Source organism: Nocardia arthritidis NBRC 100137, from assembly GCF_001612765.1.
Lineage (GTDB): Bacteria > Actinomycetota > Actinomycetes > Mycobacteriales > Mycobacteriaceae > Nocardia > Nocardia arthritidis.
The window spans coordinates 1-20513 of record NZ_BDBB01000045.1; the positions used below are offsets into that span (position 1 = coordinate 1).

General features: G+C 68.7%; 16 protein-coding genes. 11 read left to right on the forward strand and 5 right to left on the reverse strand.

All coding sequences use genetic code 11. From position 1 onward, the window contains the following. Positions 1-758: 758 nt before the first annotated feature. Complete coding sequence (locus NA8_RS26505) at positions 759-1499, forward strand: GAF and ANTAR domain-containing protein (protein ID WP_218019512.1); 741 nt, start codon at positions 759-761, stop codon at positions 1497-1499. 183 nt (positions 1500-1682) lie between these two features. On the opposite strand, the gene NA8_RS26510 is transcribed toward NA8_RS26505, so the two are convergent. Continuing rightward, complete coding sequence (locus NA8_RS26510; RefSeq protein WP_063053075.1) at positions 1683-1934, reverse strand: WGxxGxxG family protein; 252 nt, start codon at positions 1932-1934, stop codon at positions 1683-1685. Between the two features lie 93 nt (positions 1935-2027). Then, positions 2028-2213, reverse strand: coding sequence for a hypothetical protein (locus NA8_RS26515; protein WP_063053076.1), 186 nt, complete (start codon positions 2211-2213; stop codon positions 2028-2030). Positions 2214-2484: 271 nt separating this feature from the next. Between NA8_RS26515 and NA8_RS26520 the strand changes: the two genes are divergently transcribed. Next, positions 2485-2844, forward strand: coding sequence for an STAS domain-containing protein (locus NA8_RS26520; protein WP_084467097.1), 360 nt, complete (start codon positions 2485-2487; stop codon positions 2842-2844). Beyond that, positions 2841-3809: a sensor histidine kinase gene (locus NA8_RS26525; RefSeq protein ID WP_063053078.1), complete on the forward strand. Its 969-nt coding sequence runs from the start codon at positions 2841-2843 to the stop codon at positions 3807-3809. The genes NA8_RS26520 and NA8_RS26525 overlap by 4 nt, the downstream gene beginning before the upstream one ends. Before the next feature lie 71 nt (positions 3810-3880). Here the strand turns inward: NA8_RS26525 and NA8_RS26530 are convergent, their stop codons facing one another. Both NA8_RS26530 and NA8_RS26535 read right to left on the reverse strand, forming a co-directional pair. Next, positions 3881-4156 (reverse strand): GlsB/YeaQ/YmgE family stress response membrane protein, encoded by a 276-nt coding sequence (locus tag NA8_RS26530; RefSeq protein ID WP_063053079.1) that lies wholly within the window; start codon positions 4154-4156, stop codon positions 3881-3883. Positions 4157-4287: 131 nt separating this feature from the next. Further along, positions 4288-4992 (reverse strand): AraC family transcriptional regulator, encoded by a 705-nt coding sequence (locus NA8_RS26535; RefSeq protein WP_063053080.1) that lies wholly within the window; start codon positions 4990-4992, stop codon positions 4288-4290. 150 nt (positions 4993-5142) lie between these two features. On the opposite strand from NA8_RS26535, the gene NA8_RS26540 reads away from it, so the two are divergent. Then, positions 5143-6132, forward strand: a complete 990-nt coding sequence (locus tag NA8_RS26540; protein ID WP_063053132.1) for a zinc-binding dehydrogenase — start codon at positions 5143-5145, stop codon at positions 6130-6132. A gap of 285 nt (positions 6133-6417) precedes the next feature. On the opposite strand, the gene NA8_RS26545 is transcribed toward NA8_RS26540, so the two are convergent. After that, complete coding sequence (locus tag NA8_RS26545) at positions 6418-7005, reverse strand: TetR/AcrR family transcriptional regulator (RefSeq protein ID WP_063053081.1); 588 nt, start codon at positions 7003-7005, stop codon at positions 6418-6420. Positions 7006-7164: 159 nt separating this feature from the next. Between NA8_RS26545 and NA8_RS26550 the strand changes: the two genes are divergently transcribed. The 7 genes from NA8_RS26550 (at position 7165) to NA8_RS26580 (ending at position 20405) form a co-directional block, all read left to right on the forward strand. Next, a complete protein-coding gene (locus tag NA8_RS26550) occupies positions 7165-8091 on the forward strand; it encodes a ParB/RepB/Spo0J family partition protein (RefSeq protein ID WP_084467099.1) in 927 nt (308 codons plus the stop codon). 54 nt (positions 8092-8145) lie between these two features. Beyond that, positions 8146-10362, forward strand: coding sequence for an MMPL family transporter (locus tag NA8_RS26555; RefSeq protein ID WP_063053083.1), 2217 nt, complete (start codon positions 8146-8148; stop codon positions 10360-10362). A 15-nt stretch (positions 10363-10377) separates the two neighbouring features. Beyond that, a complete protein-coding gene (locus tag NA8_RS26560) occupies positions 10378-11523 on the forward strand; it encodes an LLM class flavin-dependent oxidoreductase (protein ID WP_063053084.1) in 1146 nt (381 codons plus the stop codon). A 129-nt stretch (positions 11524-11652) separates the two neighbouring features. Next, positions 11653-17931 carry a type I polyketide synthase gene (locus tag NA8_RS26565; RefSeq protein ID WP_063053085.1) on the forward strand — a complete coding sequence of 2093 codons (6279 nt, stop codon included), beginning with the start codon at positions 11653-11655 and terminating at the stop codon, positions 17929-17931. Positions 17932-17942: 11 nt separating this feature from the next. Beyond that, the gene (locus NA8_RS26570; RefSeq protein WP_169810568.1) at positions 17943-18905 is read left to right on the forward strand and encodes an AvrD family protein; all 963 of its coding nucleotides are present in this window, start codon (positions 17943-17945) and stop codon (positions 18903-18905) included. 36 nt (positions 18906-18941) lie between these two features. Further along, on the forward strand, positions 18942-19718 hold the full coding sequence (locus NA8_RS26575; RefSeq protein ID WP_063053087.1) for an ATP/GTP-binding protein: 777 nt from the start codon (positions 18942-18944) through the stop codon (positions 19716-19718). Between the two features lie 9 nt (positions 19719-19727). Beyond that, positions 19728-20405 (forward strand): class I SAM-dependent methyltransferase, encoded by a 678-nt coding sequence (locus NA8_RS26580; protein WP_063053088.1) that lies wholly within the window; start codon positions 19728-19730, stop codon positions 20403-20405. Positions 20406-20513 lie beyond the last annotated feature (108 nt).

Genomic DNA, 20513 nt, shown 5'->3' on the forward strand with positions numbered 1-20513 from the left:
ATCCGCGTCTCGGGGCGGATGCATCCGCACGCGGACAACGGAGTCCTTCTGCGGGGCCCATGTCCGACCCCGGACCACTCCAGAAGCGGAGCGAACCTGCGATAACATACGGTACACAACTGCGAGCACATCACGGGCGCGATCAGGAAATTGGTAGTAACTTAACGCTCTTCGCAGCTGCTCTGAATCCAGAGTACCGGCCCGCGCCGCCCCACGCCCGTGCCCGTTTCGTTCGCTGCTGTCGCAGTTGAGGTTTCGCGAAGGCCTTGTCGCACTCGACAGGTCGGTCGACGTGGCACGGGTCCAGCTACTTCTCCGCGAAAAGAGCGGCGCCGAGGACGTCGGCAACCGCACCCGGCCAACGGGTCGGTGACGCGCTCGCGCAGCTGATCGAGCGCGCCGCTCGAGGCGATGGCTGACACCGGATTACCGGTCGGCCGAGGGTGATCCACTGCCGCTCGCCGACGTTCGCGCCGGCCACGGCGCTGTGCAGGATCGCAGTGTCTTCCTGCCGTGGTTCGGCTGCCCTCGATGCCGTCGTCGCTGTCGCAGTGCCGCATCCACGGTCGATATGGCGCGGCGGCGTGTCGCCGGACAAGTCATCCACTCCCTGCGCTTATCGGTTTGATGACGTTGTGGCGACTTCGCCGCGGGGTCGCGCGTAGGGTGGTGTGCACTGTCCTTCGGAACAGGGCGAGGCCGGCGCTCCCGGACGGCACCTGCCATCTCGGGAGCTTTCTCGGAAAGACGGGCAGACGATGACGGATGCGCGCCTCAGCGCCGACGACAACACACCGACCGGTCCCTCCGCCGCGGACGCCGATCTGGCTGTGCGATTGGGTGATCTGGCACGGTACCTGCAGGAACAAGACGATCTCGACGACACGCTGCGCGGCATCGTCGATACCGCCGTGCAGACGGTGCCCGGCGCCACTTACGCCGGAGTGCTGGTCAGCGGCAACCGCGAGACGATGCATACGCCGGCCGTCACCGCCGACCTGATCCACCGAGTCGACCGAGCGCAGATCGACCTGCGGCAAGGGCCATGCCTGGACGCGCTCTACCACGAGCGCATCGTGGTTCTGCCCGATACGACCGACGAGCCGCGGTGGCCCCGTTTCGCGGCCCGGGCCGCCGAACTCGGTATCGGCAGCATTCTGTCTTTCCAGCTCTATGTCACCGGCAACGACCTCGGTGCCCTCAATCTCTACTCGCCGTCCCCCGCGGCGTTCGACGCCGAATCCGAGCACGTCGGATCCCTGTTCGCCGCCCATGCCGCCGTGGCACTGGCCTCCGCCCAGCAGGTGACCCAGCTCGCGCGTGCGATCGACACCCGCGATCTGATCGGACAAGCCAAGGGGATCCTGATGGAGCGCCACAAACTGACCGCCGATCAAGCCTTCGCCCTACTCGTACGCGCCAGCCAACACACCAATACCAAACTCGCCGATATCGCCGAGTACCTCACTCACCGCGGCGAACTACCCCCGCGCCCATGATCAGCGCTTGAACAACGACGTCGCTGGGAGCCGCGCACCGAGCCGCCCCATCCCACTGTTCAGGCGCGGATCCATCGCCGCATCGATCGGACGGGAATCCCGACGCGTGGCACTCGCAGCCGCGGTAACCGTGGCGGGGCCCCTGTCGGCGGACAGGGGCCCCTGAGTCCAGCGGTTGCCGCGTCAGGGCTGACGGGGATGCGTCCCGGTGGTGGGGGCCGTGCGAGTGTCCTTACGGCGTGCCAGCCCCGCCAGGCCGCCGAGGCCGAGCAGGCCGAGCAGGCCCCACAAGCCGGTCTTGTCGCTGTTGTCGTCGTCCATGTGGGTGTCCTGGGCCAGCTGCGCCGGGGCCGGTGCCGGTGCCGCGTCGGCTACCGCCGCACCGCCGAGCATGAGGAACAGGGCCGTCAATGAGATCGCGAAGGTTTTGCGCATCGTGCATCACACCCTTTCTCTCGATGACCCAGCCGCTGTACCCGGCGGGAGAGATCGGAAACCTGCCGATCCCCTCCTGACCGCATCCGGGTGTCACCCGTTCTCGGTGACGGTGGTGTCCGGGTGGCGGCGGCTGGTGTCGGGCTTGACGAAGTGCCCGGTGATCGACGAGCCGTCGCGACGGTTGTCACCCTGGTGCGGCTCATCCTCGAGCTGTCTGATCGCACCTCTCGTCAGGGCGCCGATCCACTCCTTGACCGAATAGCACCCAGATGCCACGGGAAACGTCCGCCGACAGCGGATTTCGACCCGAGTGGCCGCAGTATGCGCACCAGAAGCCGAAAGCGCCCAGCGAGCCACGGTATTCGGACTCTTCCCGTCACAGCGAGCCGATGGGGCACGTCGGCCGCGTCGCATAGGCCGTGATCACGCGGGATCGTGAATACGTCGTCTGGCCACGGCGCCAGCAGGCGGTGCGGCGGCGCTCGTTCGGCGGAGGCGTAAGATCCCACGCGTCGTCTCGTGTAGGCCAGTGGAAGGTCGGTGAGCAGTGGAGCCCGCACCGTCGGCCACACCTGCGCGTAGTGCGGCGATCTCCGATCCTTCGACCTTCCGCACGTCTCGGACCAGCAGTCCTTCCGGTCTACGGTGCGCAGGAGCGGTGGATTTCACCACCCGGGCTGCTTGGCGCTCGGCGCTGGCGGAACTGACCGCCGCGAAGCGCGACGCCCACTTGGACCTGTCCGAGCTGACGTTCATCGATGTCCACGGAACGTCGATACTGGTGGAAGCCGCCTCCCGCACACCACAGGCGCCACGAATCGTGTTGCATCAGCCCCCGCCGATGATGCTTCGGATCCTCGCAGTGTTCTGGCCTTCCCTACCCACGATCGAGGTAGTGCACACATGAACTCTGTTGGCGCTGCATCGGCCCCTTCGGAATCGACCGATCCGTTCGCGCATCCCGCGCTGTTCTATCGCGACACCGAGGAATACCTCACGGGCACCCTAGGATTCATCCGCGAAGGACTCGCCGACGATGAACCGGTCGCTGTCGCGGTCCCCGGCCCGAACCTTGCCCTCCTGCGTGCCGAGCTGGGCTCTGACGCGCGCTCGATACACCTGATGGACATGACCGTCGAGGGCCGCAACCCTGGCCGCATCATCCCGGGAGTGCTCCGTGCCTTCGCCGACCGGCATCGGTCCGGACGAGTGCGAATCATCGGCGAACCCATCTGGGCCGGCCGCTCGTCGCTGGAGTATCCAGCGTGCGCTCAGCACGAGGCGCTGATCAACGCCGCGTTCACCGGGCGCGAGGTCAGCATCCTGTGTCCCTACGACACCGCGCGCCTATCGCCGGAGGTCTTGGCCGACGCGCACGCCACCCACCCCGTTCTCATCGACCACACGGGCCGGCGGACCAGCGATAACTACGACCCCGGCCACATCGTCGACCTCTACAACGAACCGCTCCCCTCCGCACCCCCCACCGCTACCACCATCGTCTTCGACGCGACATCCCTGGCGCATGTCCGGCACGTCGCCACAGAGCACGCCCGCACAGCGGGTATACCCGAGCACCGTCTTATCGATCTGGAACTGGTCATAGCGGAGACCACCACCAACTCCGTCGTCCACGGCGGCGGGAACGGCACGCTGAAGATGTGGACCGACGACAACCGGCTGTATTTCCAGATCAGCGACAAGGGACACATCACCAATCCACTCGCGGGCCGCCTGCCCGCACAAACCTATCGCCCGGGCGGCCGTGGCCTGCTGTTGGTCAACCAGCTCACCGACCTCGTGCGCATACACACCAGCCGACAGGGCACCACCATCCAGCTCCACTTCGACTTCGATCACGATCTGCCATAACGCATCGCGGAGCGGTCGGCCACCCGGGATGGCCGTCGACCATGTGGCGGCTACCCCGGGTTCGCCAGAAGTCAGCGCAATGCGCCGCGGCGGCCGGTCACCAGCCCGACCAGGAACAGCAGGATCACCGCGCCGCCCAGGCAGGTGAAGAAGCTGAACCACAAGCCTCCGCCTTCGACATCCACCCCCAGCAGCTTCAGCAGGAAACCGCCCAGCAGCCCACCGATCACACCGACGACGACATTGAGCAGGATGCCCTGCTGAGCATCGGTTTTCATGATCTTGCTGGCGATCCACCCCGCCAACCCGCCGATGATGATCCAGCCGAGTATTCCCAGTCCGAGCATCGCGTTCTCCGTTTCATCCGATCCAGCTGCTTACGATGGAGCGTGCGTTCGCGCTCGACATACCCACGGTAGTCGCAGTCAATCCGCCTGTCACGACGCTGTATTCGCCCGGCAGGCAGTCGGTTCACGCGCTACTTCGCCGGATGTCCAGCTCGGTAGCGGCCGGGTGTGGTGCCGAGGACGCCGGTGAAGGCTGCGATGAAGCTGCTGGGGTTCGCCCATCCGCAGGCATGTGCGACGTGGGTGGTGTCGTGGCCGTCGGCGAGCAGGACGAGCGCGTGATAGATGCGTAGCTGGGTGCGCCACTCGTAGAAGGTCATGCCGAGTTCGTTGTGGAACAGACGGCTGAGCGTACGCGCGCCGGCTCCGATCGTCCGCCCGAGTTCGGCCAGCGTCGTGTTGTCCGCGGGGTTTCGGTGCAGTATCCGCGCGACGGCTTGCAATCGGTCGTCGTGCGGTTGCGGGAGGATCAGTGGCTGCTCGTGCGCTTCGCGGAGTTCGTCGACGAGGACCCGGCGAAGGCGAGCGCGCGCGGCGCGCTCGTGGTCGCTTGCGACGCTGTCACCACCGCGCGAACCCGTGAGGGTGAGAAGGATTTCGCGGACGAGGCCGGAGGCTGTGAACACGGCTGGGTGGGCAGGCACGAGGCGGGCCAGGGATGCCGGGAGAAAGACGATCCGCATATCGGTGTGCCCGTGCGCGCGGTGGTAGTGCGTGAATCCGGCAGGGGTCCATGCGACTCGATTGGCCGGAACGATCGATGTGCCACGTTCGGTGTGCACCGACAAGACACCACGCGCCGCGTAGACGAGATGCCCGCGAGGATGGGAATGCACCGCACTCGTTCCTCCCGACGGCCAGGTATGGGCGCCTCCGGACGGCCATATCCGCGATGTCGCGCCGGGCCGGGAATGTTGGCGGCCAACGGGCATAACTCGGCATTCTATCGGTGGCAGGCCAGACTGCCTCCCGGCGACAGTGGACACATGTCTACGACGATGCGAGCGGCGGTCTGTGTCAGGGCGGGTGGCCCGGAGGCGCTGGAGATTCGAGAGTTGCCGGTACCGGCGGTTCGGGAGGGCTGGAGCCTGGTGCAGGTGAAGGGCACCGGCTTGAACCGGTCGGAACTGAGAACCCGGCAGGGTCATTCTCCGAATGTGGCGTTCCCCCGTGTGCTCGGGATCGAATGCGTCGGAATCGTGGCGGCCTCGACCGATCCCGGGTTGCCGGAGGGCATGACCGTCGCGGCGGTGATGGGTGAGATGGGCCGGGACTTCGACGGCGGCTACGCGGAGTACGCGCTGTTGCCGAACGCACTGCTGATGCCGGTCACCACCACGTTGCCCTGGGAGGTGTTGGCCGCGCTGCCCGAGACATATCTGACCGCACAGGGCTCGCTGGACGCGTTGGGGATCGTGCCGGGTGTCCGAGGGCGGTTGCTGATCCGTGGCGGGACCTCGTCGGTAGGGATGGCGGCCGCCTCGATCGCGTCCGGCGACGGTATCGAGATCGCCGCCACGACACGGCAGCCGGGCAAGATCGACGCCTTGGCCGCGGCCGGCGTCGACCACCCACTCCTCGACCAGGGTGGCACACTGGCGGCGAGCGTGCACGCGGTCTGGCCCGAGGGTCCGGACCATGTACTGGATCTCGTCGGGGCGAGCACAGTGGTGGACTCGCTGCACCTGGTGCGCCGCGGCGGGACCGTGTGTGTAGCGGGCTCGCTCAGCGGGTGGTCGATTCAGGACTTCGAACCGGTAGCGATGATCCCGTCCGGAACCAAACTCACGGCCTTCCACAGCGATACGGTGCAGGGCAACGCAGGTACGCCGATGCTGCGGCGGATCGTCCGCGCGGTCGAGGCCGGCGCCTGTCGGCCCAACATCGACCGCGTCTTCAGCCTGGCCGACATCGTTTCGGCGCACCGGTACATGGAGAGCGATCAGGCCACCGGAAAGGTCGTCGTGGTGCCCTGACCACCTGCCCGTCGAAGGCCGGCGTCGAGACGGCCGCGCCGGCGTCGGCCTGAGCGACCGCGGAAACGGTTCCGCTTCCACGTCTGGGACGAGCGCACCGGCGAGGTCCGTTGAATGTGCTCGTTCGACACCACCGAGGCCGATGTGGACGCCTTCGCCGCGGCCATCGCCCGGGAGATGGCCGCCGCGTAGCCGCAACCACAGCAACGTGTCGGCGACGGCAGCTGCCTGGCACCTGCGAGACACGGAAGGTATTCGGTACGAGACACTTTCGGGCCGAGCAGCTCAGATCGCATCGCCCTCGGGCGGTTCCCCGGCAAGCGATCCGGTGCGATTGGCGGTCAGCATGCGCACGGCCGCGATCCGCAGATCCGGACGGGCACGCCGGGAGGTCAGCTCGGCGAGACAGATCTCACCGACCATGGCGACCTTCATCCGGGAGGCGGCGTCGGGGTCCGGCCACCCCGCCGCGACCATGTCCGGCCGCCCGACCGCGATGAACAGCTCGTGGCGGCGGCGGATCTCCTCGCGCAGATCCGGATCCGTGCGCGCTTGGACCATGAACGCCTCGGTGCCGCGGGCGTCGAGGCAGGCATCCAGGAACGCGTCCAGGCTGGGGCCGATCCGTTCGATCCCCGGCGGAATCCCGGCCAGCGCCGCGGCCACCGACTGGGACAACGCGTCGAAGAAGCGGCGGTGCAACGCGATGACGTAACTGCGGCGATTGACGAAGTGATGGTAGAAGGTGCCCTTGGCCATCCCGGCTTCCTCGACCACCGCGTTGATCGAAAGTCGGTGCAGCCCCTCGCGTTCCGCCACCACGGTGCCCGCGATGAGCAGGGCCGTGCGACCCGGGTCGGCAATGACTGTCATGCTTTCGAATTCTCCCGACTCTTTCCGGAAAGCCTAGTGTCGCGCACCGGGCGCACCTACGCTGTGACCGATCGGTCGGTCGAAGCCTAGCCGGGTTCCGGATGGACCATCGGGTCATCGAGGACCGATCTGAATCCGGGCGACCCTGGGGGTTTCGAAATGTCCGCTGAGTTTAAATTGGTGAGCGGCGATGTGGTGCCGCTGGCGTCGAACGCGCGCTATCTCGTATCGATCGGCGAACTGTTGCCCGCGGACTCACCGCGGTCGAACGGCGAGGACCGCAGGCATATCGCACGACTGGCCGAGAGCGACACCGAATTGCCGCCGATTCTGGTGCATCGCAGCACGATGCGCGTCATCGATGGAATGCACCGGCTGCGTGCCGCACAATGGCTCGGCCGCGAGGACATCGAAGTCGTGTTCTTCGACGGAACAGCGGCCGAGGCCTTTCTGCGCGGCGTCGAACTGAATACGACGCACGGGCTGCCGTTGACGCTCTCGGATCGCAAAGCGGCGGCGGAGCGGATCATCGAGACGATGCCGGAATTGTCCGACCGCGCCATCGCGTCCACCACGGGGCTGTCCGCGCGCACGGTGGCCACGCTCCGGCAACGTTCGAGTGCGGAAATTCCGCAGTCGAACATCCGCGTCGGCGCCGACGGCAGGCGCAGGCCGATGGATCGCGCGCAGCGCAGGCGCCGCGTCGCCGAGCTGCTCGCGGCCTCGCCGGACATGCCGTTGCGCGCGCTGGCCGCCGCGGCCGAGGTGTCCATCAGCACAGCGCACGCGATCCGCAAACGCCTGCGCGAGACCGGATCATCCGAGCACGACAGCGCCGCCGACCAGCCCGAGGGCAGCGCGCTGCTGCTGCAGCAGCTCACCCGCGACCCGGCCATGCGGCACAGCCAGCAGGGCCGTGACCTGCTGCGCTGGTTGCACACACACTCGATGCAGCGCGAGGTGTGGACCGCCCTGGTGGCCACGGTCCCCCCGCATTGCATTCCGGCGGTCGCCGAACTCGCCCACCGCAATGCCAAGGAGTGGCGTGCGCTGGCCGGCTACATCGATCCCGGCGCCACCGAATAGCGCCGATCGCATACGCATTCGCCACGGCCGGAGTTCGAGAAGAGGTCTTTCATCATGCTTGTTGGTCTCGCACGCCTGGCGATCCGGCGGCCGCGCTCCATCCTCTACGGCGCGCTGCTCATCGGAATCGTCTGCGTCGGACTGGGCTGGTCGGCGCCTGCCCATCTGAAGTCCGGTGGCTACATTCCGTCCGACACCGAGTCCGCCGAGGTCGCGGCGTTCCTCGGCCGCGAATTCCCCGGCGCAGCCCCGAATCTCATACTGCTGGTCACCGCGCCGGACGGGCTCGACAGCCCCGCGGCGCGGGCGGTCGGTGAGCGCCTGACCGCGGATCTGCGGGGCCAGGAGGAGATCGACGCGGTCCAGTCCTATTGGGAACTCCCCCCGGATCTGCGGCAGGGCCTGCGCGGCAGCGACGGCCGCGACGGTCTGGTCCTGGTCCATGTCACCGGCGACGACACCGACGCGCCCAAACGGTCGGGCGCGATCGCCGGCCGGGTGAGCGGCGATTTCGACGGTGTCACCGTGCGGGCGGGCGGCCAGGCGGTGGCCTTCGACGAGATGAGCCATCGGATCGTCACCGACTTGCTGATCACCGAGGCGATCGCGATACCGCTGACGGGGCTCGCCTTGATCCTGGTCTTCGGCAGCGTGACGGCCGCGCTGATCCCGCTGGCGGTCGGCGTGTTCAACATCTTCGCGACGCTGCCGATCCTGCGGTTGCTCACCGAGTTCGGCGACGTGTCGATCTTCGCGCTGAACATGATGAGCGCACTCGGCTTCGCGGTCGCGATCGACTCGAGCCTGTTCATGGTCAGCAGGTTCCGGGAGGAACTCGCCGCTGGACGCGACACCGCGGAGGCGGTGTCGCGCACAGCACGCACGGCGGGGCGCACCGTCCTGTTCTCCGGTGTGGTGATCGCGCTGTCGCTGTCGACGCTGCTGGTCTTCCCGCTGTATTTCCTCAGGTCGCTGGCGTACGCGGGGCTGGCCGTGCTGGGGGCGGCCGTGTTCACCACGCTGCTGTTGGTGCCCGCGGCGCTCGCGCTGCTCGGCCCCCGTGTCGACGCGTTCGACCTGCGAGCCCTCTCGCGGCGCCGATTCCACCGACCGCAGCCCGAACCCGCCGAGGTGACCGAGACCCGGTGGTACCGCGCGGTGCGGCTGGTCATGCGCCATCCCGTCGTAGCCGCACTGGCCGTGATCGCGCTGCTGCTGGTGCTCGGGTCGCCGTTCCTGTCCATCCGGTTCGGCGCCGCCGACGACCGGGTCATCGCCGGGGCGTCCAGCCATGCGGTCGGCGACGCCTTGCGCACCGGCTTCCGGGAGAACGCGATGGCCGGCGTGCTCGTGGCCATGCCCGGCTACCGCGGCGGAGACCGCGAGATCGCCGCCTACGCAGAGCGTTTGTCGCGCGTGGAGAATGTCTCGACCGTGCTGTCCGCGGCGGGCGTCTATGCCGGCGGGCTGAAAGTCGCCTCCGCGCCGCCCGGCATGCGCGACGACGCGGGCACCTACCTGCGCGTGGGCACCCGCCTCGACCCGTACTCCCCCGCCGCGATCGATCAGCTCGCCCAGGTGCGCGCCGTCTCCCCGCCCAGTCACGCGACGGTCGGGGGTGCGGCAGCCGAAAACGTCGACACGCTCGACGCGCTCGGGGCGAAACTCCCCTTGGCCGTCTTCATGATCGCGCTGTCGACCGTGGTGGTGCTGTTCTTCTTCACCGGCAGCGTGCTGCTGCCGATCAAAGCGCTACTGCTCAACACGCTTTCGCTGGCGGCGACCTTCGGCGCCATGGTCTGGATATTCCAGGAGGGGCACCTGTCGAACCTGCTCGGCTTCACCTCGACCGGCTATCTGGTGCCCACGATGCCGATCCTGATGTTCTGCATCGCCTTCGGCGTCTCGATGGACTACGAGGTGTTCCTGTTGTCCCGGATTCGCGAGGAGTGGCTGTCGTCCGGTGACAACACCGGCGCCGTGGCGACCGGCGTCGCCCGCACCGCACGCATCTTCACCGCCGCCGCCTGCCTGATGGCGATCGCCTTCGCGGGCATGGTGACCTCGCACGTGTCGTTCATCCAGCTGTTCGGCCTCGGCCTGACCCTGGCCGTGCTCAGCGACGCGACGTTGATCCGCGGCGTGCTCGCCCCCGCCTTGATGCGCCTGCTCGGCGCCGCCAACTGGTGGGCGCCGCCGCGACTCGCCCATTGGCACCGAAGGATCGAAATTCCCGAGACCAGTGCCGCTCTCGAACCAGTACCCAAATAGTGCGATAGGAACAACATGGCGAAATTCCGCACAGGTGTGATGGATTCCGGCGTCTACACCCGGTTCGCGCCCGACCTGCAATTTCGCGGCAGCCGCTCGGTGGCGATGGCGGGCGGAGCGGACTCGCTCTGGGTGACCGACCACCTGCCCTCGATCCTGCCCGCCTCGATCTGGAAACCGCGGCACGTCGGCATCACCCGGCTCGCACCGCATGCCGACGGGATCTACGAACCGTGGACGGCGCTGGGCTATCTCGCCGCGCAGAACCGCTTGGCCCGCCTGCGGCTGGGTGTGGGCGTCACCGACGCGGGCCGGCGCAATCCCGCGGTGACCGCGCAGGCCGCGGCCACCCTGCACCAGTTGAGTCGCGGCCGGGCCATTCTCGGCATCGGCACCGGCATCCGGGACAACAACGAGCCCTACGGCGTGGACTGGACCGCCCCGGTCGGACGGTTCGAGGAGGCGCTGGCCACCATCAGGGCGTTGTGGGATTCCCACGGCACCCTGGTGACCAGGGACTCGCCGTATTTCCCGTTGCGGGACGCGGTCTTCGATGTGCCGCCCTACCGGGGCACCCGTCCGGAGATCTGGGTGGCCGCGGGAGGCCCGCGCATGCTGCGGGCCGCCGGTCGCTACGCCGACGTGTGGTTCCCGGGCTTCGCGCAGCGCCCGCACGAGTACCGGCACCGTCTCGAGCAGGTCCGCGCCGCGGCGTCCGACGCGGGCCGCGACCCGTCGTCGGTCGCGCCCGCTGCCGTGTTCAGCGTGCTCACCGCGGCCCGTCCCGGAGAGGTGGACGCTCTCGTCGAAAGTGTCGGCGCGCGGGCGCTGACCCTGTGCGCCCCCGGCGAGATGTGGACCAGGCACGGCGCCACCCACCCTCTGGGCGAGGACTTCACCGGCCTGCAGGACTACCTGCCGCAGACGCTCGACGAGCGCACCGTGCTGGACTACATCGAGAAGGTCCCGGCTTCGCTGGTGCGGGAATTCTGCCTGGCCGGTACGCCGGACGAGATCGTCGAGCAGCTCGCGGACTGGCGCGACCACGGTCTGCGCTACGCCGTGCTGATGAATCTCAGCGCCATTCATCCGCGTCTCACGCACGGGATGCTTTCCAACGCGCCACTGGTGGCGACGTTACGTAAATTGAAAAAGCTGTAACGCAGAACAATTGACGCTCGAGCGGCCCGCGCAATAGCATGACCATTCGAGCGAAGAAGCTCATCAGATATTTGTGCTGCTGCGGTCGGGGGGCTCAGCATGGACCCGCATTTCAGGCCAGGAGAAATAATGGTCGACATTGCAATAGTGGGTATCGGCTGCCGGTTTCCAGGCGGTGTATTCGACCCGAAGAGTTATTGGAATTTCCTGCTCGACAAAGGTGACGGGATCGTCGATATCCCACCGGATCGCTGGAGTATCGAAAAGTACTACGACCCGGATCCGGACGCGCCGGGGCGTATGTACACCCGGCGCGGCGGATTTCTCACCCAGCCGCTGTGGGATTTCGACGCCGACTTCTTCGGCATCGCCCAGAAGGAAGCCGCCATCCTCGACCCGCAGCAGCGGCTGCTTCTGGAGGTGACCTGGGAGGCGCTCGACGACGCGGGCATGGCGGGCCGGGTCTCCGGCCACCGGGTCGGTGTCTACGTGGGCGGCTTCATCCTCGACAACGTGCTCGGACGCAGCGGTCCGCTGGTCCGCTCGGCGATCACCAGCCACACCGCGATGAGCGCCTCGCATACCTTGCTGTCCAACCGCATCTCCTATCTGCTCGACCTGCACGGCCCGAGCCTGACCGTCGACACCGCATGCTCGTCGTCGCTGGTGGCCACGCATCTCGCGGTGCAGGCGATCGCCAACGGCGAGTGCGAGATCGCGCTGGCCGGCGGTGCGAACGCGATGCTGCAGCCGGAGACGTTCATCTCGATGTGCAAAGGCCGGTTCCTCTCGGTCGACGGGCGCTGCAAGACCTTCGACGCCGCCGCCGACGGTTACGGCCGCGCCGAGGGCGCGGGCGCGGTGCTGCTCAAGCCGCTCGACGTGGCGCAGCGCGACAACGACCGCGTCTACGCCGTGATCCGCGCGACGGGCGTGAACCAGGACGGCCGCACCATGGCCATCCCGGTGCCGAATCCCGTTGCTCAGGAACAACTGGCCCGTCAGGTGCGCGACGACGCCGGTGTCGCCGCGCACGAGGTGAGCTACCTCGAGGCGCACGGCACCGGCACCGCGGTCGGCGACCCGCTCGAGATGTCGGCGCTGGGCGCGGTGTACGGCGCGGTGGACGGCCGCGCCGAGCCGGTGCCGGTCGGTTCGGTGAAGAACAACTTCGGGCACACCGAGGCAGCCGCCGGGGTCGCGAGCCTGATCAAGGCCGCGCTCACCCTGCACCACCGCACGGTCGCGCCCCAATTCGACCTGACCACACCGAATCCGGAGATCAAGTTCGACGAGCTCCGACTACGGGTCCCGCTGCTCCCCGAACCGCTGCCCGCGCAGCCGGGCAAGGGCGTGGTCGCGGTCAACGGCTTCGGCTACGGCGGCACCAACGCCCACGTCATCCTCTCCGAAGCGCCGCCGCGGGCCGCGCGGGCCGACGACGAACGCCCGGTGCCGAAGGTACTGCCGATCTCCGGCCGCCACGAGACCGCCGTGCGCACGCTCGCGGGCAACCTCGCGCTCGCGCTCGACCATCATCCCGCCGACGCGGTCACCGCGGCCGCCTGGACCCGGCGCGCCCACCACCCCCTGCGGGTCGGCTTCGCCTACGACGACGCCGACGATCTGCGCACCCAGTTGCGTGCTTTCGCCGCGGGCGAGGGCCGGGCTCCGTCGCGGGTCATCGGTGACGGCGAGGTGGAGCCCGTCTTCGTCTTCAGCGGGATGGGCCCGCAGTGGTGGGGCATGGGGCGTGAGCTGCTCACCACCGACAGCACGTTCGCGAAGGTGGCCAGGGAGATCGACCGTGAGTTCGTCTCGATCGCGGGCTGGTCGATCCTGGACGAGATGCTCGCCGACGAGGCCGACTCGCGGATCGTGCGCACCGCGTTCGCGCAGCCTGCCAACTTCGTGCTGCAGGCCGCGCTGACCGCCGAACTGGCCGAGTACGGCGTGTATCCCGCGGTGGTGGTCGGGCACAGCGTCGGGGAGGTCACCGCCGCGTACGTCTCCGGCGCGCTGTCGCTGCGCGACGCGCTCACCGTCAGCTACCACCGCGCCCGGCTGCAGGCGACCACCGCGGGCACCGGAGGCATGCTGGCTCTCGGCATGTCCGAACGCGAGGCACGGGAGTTGCTCGCCCGCACCGACAGCATCTCCATCGCCGCGGTGAACAGCCCCGGCGCGGTCACCCTCGCAGGCGACAGCCAGGACCTGGAACTGCTGCGCGACACCCTGTCGGCCACCGGCACGTTCGCGCGCAGCCTGCGGGTCGAGGTGCCCTACCACAGCCATCTGATGGACCCGATCCTCGACGACCTGCGCGGCGCGCTCGGCCAGCTCGCCCCGCGGGACGCGAAACTGACCACGTACTCCACCGTGACCGCCGCCGAGATCGCGGGCACGGAATGGGACGCGGACTACTGGTGCCGCAACGTCCGGGAGCCGGTCCGGTTCGCCGACGCCATCGGCGCACTGGTCGACGCGGGCCACCGGGTCTTCCTCGAGGTCGGCCCACACCCGGTGCTCAGCGGCAACATCCGCGAGATGCTGATCCATCGCGGAGTGATCGGCGCCGCGGTGACCACGCTCTCGCGCGACCTGCGCGACCGCAACAACGTGCTGCGCGCTGTCGCGGATCTGTATGTCGCGGGCTCGCTGGACGGTTCGGCCGTACCCGGACGGCCGGACTCGATCGTCGAGCACCTGGATCTGCCCGCCTACCCGTGGCAGCGCAAACGGGTGTGGCACGACGAGCCGGTCACCCTGCTGGATCGTCTCGGCACGCCGGAGGGCTACGCGCTGCTCGGTGACCCCACGACGGCGGCGAGCTCGGAATGGGAGGTGCAGCTGTCGGTGTCGCGGCTGCCCTGGCTGCGCGACCATGTCGTGGACGGGTATGTCGTGCTGCCCGGCGCGGCCTACCTCGATGCCGCGCTCAGCGCCGCCGTCGAGCGCACCGGCCGCACGAGCGTCGGCCTCGAATCGGTGGAATTCGTGGCGCCGCTGGTGATCGACGAGCACGACGTCCCGGTCCTGCGGGTGAGTGTCGAGGAATCGACCAAACGCTTCCGGATCCACTCACGCTCGGCCACCGCCACCACCTGGACGCTCAACGCCCACGGCAGGCTCATCGAAGCCGACTTCGCCGCCGCCGTCGTGGACGTCGAGGCCCCTGAGCACGCCGCCGCGGTCGCGGGGGCGGATCTCTATCGCGGGCTGGCGGCTCGCGGGCTGGATTATGGGCCTGCCTTCCAGCGCATCGTCTCGGCCGTGGTCGGCGCGGACGCGGTGGTCGCCTCGCTCGCGCCGGTCGAGCGGGCGACACCGATCCGGCACCTGGCCCACCCGGCGGTGGTCGACGCCGCGCTGCAATGCGTCGCCGCGCTGGCCGCGGACTCGGATACCGACGTGGCGATCGTGCCCGCCGCCATCGCCGGGGTGCGCCTGCTCGGCGCGCTGCCGGAGCGGCCGCGGGTCGTGGTGACCCGCCGCGGAGCGGCCCCGCTGCGCGCCGACATCGCCGTCGTCGGCGAGCACGGCGAGGTGGCGATGCGGCTGCTGGGCGTCGAGTTCCGCCCGGTCAGCGCGGCTGTCGACGTCACCCACCAGTTGGAACGGGTGTTCTACCAGCCCATCTGGGAGATCGTCGAGGCACCGGCAAGTGAGCCTCCCGCCGAGGAGGCCGTGGTCGCCGTCTGCGTGGGCGCCGACGCGGCCGGCCGCGCGGCCGCACTGCTGGGCGACCGGACCGATGTCACCGTCGTGCTCGCCGACGCGGACGCCGACGACAACGACGAGCGCCTGCGGCTGGCGTTGCGCTCACCCGACGGTGTGCCGATCGCCGAACGGATCCGGGTGGTCAATGTGTTCGGCACGGCGCTCGACGGGGCGCGCAACGTCTACTGGCTCGCGCGCGTGGCGAATGCCATCGAGCATCTGCTCGCCGACGCGCCCCAGGTTCGTGTCCACAGCGTCGTGGTCACCGAGAACGCGCTGTGCACCCCCGCCGACACCGCCGTCCAGGTGTCGCACGGCGCGCTGGTGGGCGCGCGGCGCGCCCTGCTCAACGAACAGCCCGCCGCGGCGTGGCGGTTGGTCGACGCGGGAGCACAGGCCGCGGCGCCGCCGACCGATCTCGTTCTCGCCGAGGACGCGCTCGACGAGATCGGCGTGCGGGGAGACGACCACTGGGCGGTGCGGCTGGACCGGAATTTCGGCACCCACCTCGACGAGCGCGACCGCGCCGTCCCGCTGTCGGACCCGGAAGCCTCTTTCGTGGTGGAGATTCCGAAGTCCCGGTTGTTGTCCGATCTGGCGTTGCGCCGAGTCGACCGGGTCGCGCCCGGTCCGGGCGAGATCGAGGTCCGGATGGAGACGGCCGGGCTCAACTACAAGGACGCGATGAAGGTCATCGGCGTGCTCACCGAAAAGGAGCTCGCGGGAACCTATTTCGGCACGACGGTCGGTATGGAGGGCTCCGGCGTTGTCGAGCGCGTCGGGCCCGGCGTCACCGACGTCGCGGTCGGCGACCGGATGATGGTGTGCGCCCGGGACATCTTGCGCAAGTACGTGACCATGTCCGTCGACGCGGGCGCGACGCTACCGCACCAGCTGCTGCCCGGAGAGGACTACGACCCGCTCACCTGCGGATCCGGATTGCCTTTCCTCACCGCCGAATTCGGGCTGCGGACACTGGCGCGCCTGCGGCCGGATGAGACGGTGCTCGTGCACGGCGCGGCGGGCGGCATGGGCATGGCCGCGGTGCAGGTCGCGCTGGACATCGGAGCGACGGTGATCGCGACGGCGGGCACGCCCGAGCGGCGCGCGCAGGTGCGCCTGCTCGGCGCGCAGCACGTACTGAACTCGCGATCGGCCGACTTCGTCGACGAGATCGCCGATCTGACCGGCGGGCGCGGCGTCGACGTCGTCTACAGTTCGGCTCCCGGCGAGATCCTGCGGCAGAACTTCCGGGTCGCGGCGGAATTCGGTCGTGTGGTCGATATCGGCAAGGCCGACATCTACACCGGCGGCGTCATCGATCTCGGCCCCTTCGACCGCAACCTCACCTTCTTCTCCGTCGACATGGACCGCGCCCTCGCCCACGACCCGGAACTGCTGCGCATGCCGATGCGGGCGAGCCATGCGGCACTGCGCTCGGGCACATACCAGTACCTCCCCTACACGGCTTATCCGGTGTCGGAGCTGGCCGCGGCTTTCGAGTCCGTCGCACGCTCCGACCAGATCGGCCGGGTTGTGCTGGACCTGCGCGAAGAACAGCCGATGGTGCGCCCCGAGCTCGCCCACCCGCGCATCGACCCGGACGGCTGCTATCTGGTGACCGGCGGCTTCGGTGGCTTCGGCCTGGCCACCGCTCGCTGGCTGGTCGCCGAGGGCGCACGGAAACTCGTGCTGGCCGGCCGCAGCGGCGCGTCCACGCCACAGGCCGAGGACCAGGTCGCGGCGTTCACAGCGGCCGGCGTGGCGGTGATCGAGGAACGAGTGGACATCGCCGACTACGCCGCCACGGCAGCGCTGGTGGACCGTATCCGGTCGGTCGCACCGCTGCGCGGGATCTTCCACGCCGCGGGGGTGGTGAACAACTTGCCCATCCCGCAGATCACGCCTGAGTCGCTCGACGAGCTGTTCGCCAAAGTGCGTGGCGCCCAGCATCTGGACCGGGCGGTCGAGGCCGCGGGGATCGAACTGGACATGTTCGTGCTGTACTCCTCGATCAGCGCGTTGGGCTGCATCACCCCGCAGGTCGGCTATGCCGCCGCCAACGCCGCCTTGGACGCGCTCGCGGCCGACCGGCGTGCCCGCGGCGCGGCGGCGCTGGCGGTGAACTGGGGGTTCATGAGCGGTGGCGGCATGGCCGACAAGACCGAGGCACTGGCGGACTACGTGAAGTCGATCGGTTTCCTGCCCATCGACATGGACCGCGCCACCGCCCTACTGCGCGAATGCCTGGCACTCGACAGCGCTCAGGTCGCGGTGGCCGATATCGACTGGACGGTGTGGTCGCGGGTGGCGCGGCCGTCCACCGACACCCGGCGCTTCGGCCAGTTGCTCGCCGACATCGGCGTCGGCGGCGAGGCAGGCGGCACCCTGCGTGCCGAGATCCTCACGCTGCCCACCGAACAGCGCGCCGACTTCGTCGCCCAGCGCCTAGCCGATCAACTCGCGGTGGTGCTCGGCGTGGACTCCGACGCCATCAACATCGATGAGCCGGTCACCGACCTCGGCATGGACTCGCTCATGGCGATGGAATTCGGGGCCCGCACCGAGAAGGAGCTCGACGTCAAGATCTCCGCACTCGAACTCAGCCGGGGCCTGTCCCTGCGCGGCATCGGCGCCAAGGTGGTCAGCCAGTTCGCCGAGCCCGCCGACGCGCAGGCCGCGGCATGAAAGGAACCGACATGTCCACCGAACTGATCGCCTACGCCGATATCGACTCCGTGCTGGGCCACCGGGACGGGCGGTTCTTCGGCGAGGGGTACAAACGGATCACGCACCGCGTCTTCGACATCGCCCTCGACCGCGACGCGCAGGACCGTCCGCGGCTGACGGCGACGGCCGGCGTGCACTATCCGCTGGACTGGTCGCGCAAGAGCACCCGCGTGCTGGTGCCGCACGTCAGCAGCATCGACTGCTCGATCTTCGGCTACCGGCTGCTCGAGGTGATCCTGCGCGAGTGCTATGGGCTCACCGACAGCGACATCCGGTCGTGCTGGGTGCCGTACGTCCAATTCAGCAGCGGAACCATCGCGACGGAATCGCTGGAGGAGTTCCCGATCAGCGCGACGGTCGTCGCGGTGGAAGGGAACACGATCAACGTCACCGGAGCGCTGGGCGGCGGCATGAGCCTGGAGGCCACCGTATCGCTGCCCGCGCCGCCGCGACCGTCGCAGGCCACACGGCGCACCGTGCACGAGACCGGGCGGGGATACTTCCACGGCGGGGTCTACGCCCGTGGGCAGTATCTGCGCAACGTCGTCGTCTCCGACCGCGGCAGCCGCGCACAAGCCGATTTCGCTCTGGCGGAACCGGATTCGGCGGGTCCCTGGCAGGGTGTGGCCGACGCCTACCAGCCTTCGGTGACGCTGGTCGACGCGACGGTGATCCTGGCGCAACTGTCCCAGGTCGTGCTCTACGAGCTGGACAACATCGCCCGCAAAGACAGCGAGACGCTGTGGATGCGCCGGATGACCGCGCGCGCGTCCGCTCCCCCGGCGCCGCTCACCTCCGGCACCGCGACCACGCACATGGTGCGCTCGATGGTCCTCGCCTTCGGCGGCGGCGACTGGCGCATCTCCAGCTGGGCATCGGACTTCGCGGGCTGCGAGATCCGATACGACCTCGCGCATCGGCTGCCCGCCTGACCCGCCCATCCCCCGAACGATCGGAAAGGCACTCCCATGTCGGGAAACAATTATCGACGTATCGTCATCTCCGGAACCTATTCGACCGGAAAGACGACGACCTCCACGGCGCTGTCCCTGCTGACCGGCATCCCCCGGGTGGACGCCTCCTCCGCCCGCGAGGTGGTCACCGAGCTCTACCCGGGCATGCGGTTCCAGGATTTGAGCACCACCGAGTTGATGGCGCTCGGCTTCCGCAGGCTGGAGCTTCGCATCCAGGCCGAGGCGATCCTCGACGCCCAGGGCGGTTTCATCGCCGACGGCTCGGTGCTCAACGAGTGGGTCTACGGCACCACGCGACTGGTCACCGGTCCCAACCCCGGATCGAGCCGATGGCACAAAGCCGTCAAGAACACCATCACGCTGCCCGGCCGGCCGTTCTACCGCCGCTACCTCAACGCCTACGGCGATATGGCCCGGCAGCGGGCCCGGCAGAACTACGACATCTTCTTCCACCTCCCGGTGGAGGTGCCGATGGACCCCGACGGCCACCGGCCGGTCGACGAGCGCTACCGCGCCATCTCCGATCGGCAACTGCTGCACGCGATCAGCGAGCTCGGGCAGCCGGTCGTGACGGTACGCGGCACCCCGGAACAGCGCCTGGAATCCATCGTCTCCATGCTCGACATCCCCACCGTGATGGACATCGACGTCGCGGTGAAGGAGGCGATGGAGATCGTGCGCAGCAGCCGCGAGCGCGTCCAGGAAACGATTATCGCCCAGCAACAACCGCACACTCTCGGCCGCAAGATCAAGTTCGCCACCCGCGTTTAGGAGCACGCCATGACCGTCCTGCTGGACAAGACCAAGCGCTACAACCCGATCGACTCGTGGTTCTACGACAACTTCATCTCTGATGCCGTGCGGGAGATGACCCCCACCCTGTTCGACGACATCGTCGCCCAGCTCGACGAGGGCGCGCAGGTCCTCGATGTCGGTTGCGGCGGTGGGCAACTCGCGGTCGGACTGGCCACCGCCGGGACCACGCTGCGACTGACCGGCATCGACCTCTCCCCGCAGCAGGTGCGCAGGGCTCGCAAGCGCGGCGCGGCGCTGGGCAGCCGCATCCAGTTCCGGGAAGGATCGGCGACGGACCTGCCGTTCCCCGACGCCGCCTACGACGCGGTGATCAGCTCCGGTTCGATCAAGCACTGGCCCGATCAGCGCAAGGGGCTCGCGGAGATGATCCGGGTGCTGCGGCCCGGCGGGCTGCTGCTGGTGATCGAGGCCGATCGGGGCTGCACCTTCGAGGACGCGCGGACCTTCGTCGACCGCTGGAAGTTGCCGCAGCCGATGGCCCGGGCCTGCCTTCCGTTCTTCCGCACCTACATCGCCGGCTACGGCCTCGATCTGGAGGACGGCCGCGACCTGGTGGCCGATCTCCCGATCACCGACGCGACGGTGCGACGCATCCCGGGCGAGCCCGGCATTCAGATCACCGCGCGCAAACGGGCGGAGTGAGCACCGGTCGCCTCGGCGAATCCGGCCGGTAGCGGGCCGGGCGGCATCCCGCAGAGGCGTCGCCCGGCCTGTGGCCTGTCATCGGGGCCGACGACACCACCGGACAGC

Coding starts and splice junctions, on each gene's coding strand:
- NA8_RS26505 (WP_218019512.1), top strand. CDS start 759: ATGACGGATGCGCGCCTCAGCGCCGACGACAACACACCGACCGGTCCC.
- NA8_RS26510 (WP_063053075.1), bottom strand. CDS start 1,934: ATGCGCAAAACCTTCGCGATCTCATTGACGGCCCTGTTCCTCATGCTC.
- NA8_RS26525 (WP_063053078.1), top strand. CDS start 2,841: ATGAACTCTGTTGGCGCTGCATCGGCCCCTTCGGAATCGACCGATCCG.
- NA8_RS26530 (WP_063053079.1), bottom strand. CDS start 4,156: ATGCTCGGACTGGGAATACTCGGCTGGATCATCATCGGCGGGTTGGCG.
- NA8_RS26540 (WP_063053132.1), top strand. CDS start 5,143: ATGTCTACGACGATGCGAGCGGCGGTCTGTGTCAGGGCGGGTGGCCCG.
- NA8_RS26545 (WP_063053081.1), bottom strand. CDS start 7,005: ATGACAGTCATTGCCGACCCGGGTCGCACGGCCCTGCTCATCGCGGGC.
- NA8_RS26550 (WP_084467099.1), top strand. CDS start 7,165: ATGTCCGCTGAGTTTAAATTGGTGAGCGGCGATGTGGTGCCGCTGGCG.
- NA8_RS26555 (WP_063053083.1), top strand. CDS start 8,146: ATGCTTGTTGGTCTCGCACGCCTGGCGATCCGGCGGCCGCGCTCCATC.
- NA8_RS26560 (WP_063053084.1), top strand. CDS start 10,378: ATGGCGAAATTCCGCACAGGTGTGATGGATTCCGGCGTCTACACCCGG.
- NA8_RS26565 (WP_063053085.1), top strand. CDS start 11,653: ATGGTCGACATTGCAATAGTGGGTATCGGCTGCCGGTTTCCAGGCGGT.
- NA8_RS26570 (WP_169810568.1), top strand. CDS start 17,943: ATGTCCACCGAACTGATCGCCTACGCCGATATCGACTCCGTGCTGGGC.
- NA8_RS26575 (WP_063053087.1), top strand. CDS start 18,942: ATGTCGGGAAACAATTATCGACGTATCGTCATCTCCGGAACCTATTCG.
- NA8_RS26580 (WP_063053088.1), top strand. CDS start 19,728: ATGACCGTCCTGCTGGACAAGACCAAGCGCTACAACCCGATCGACTCG.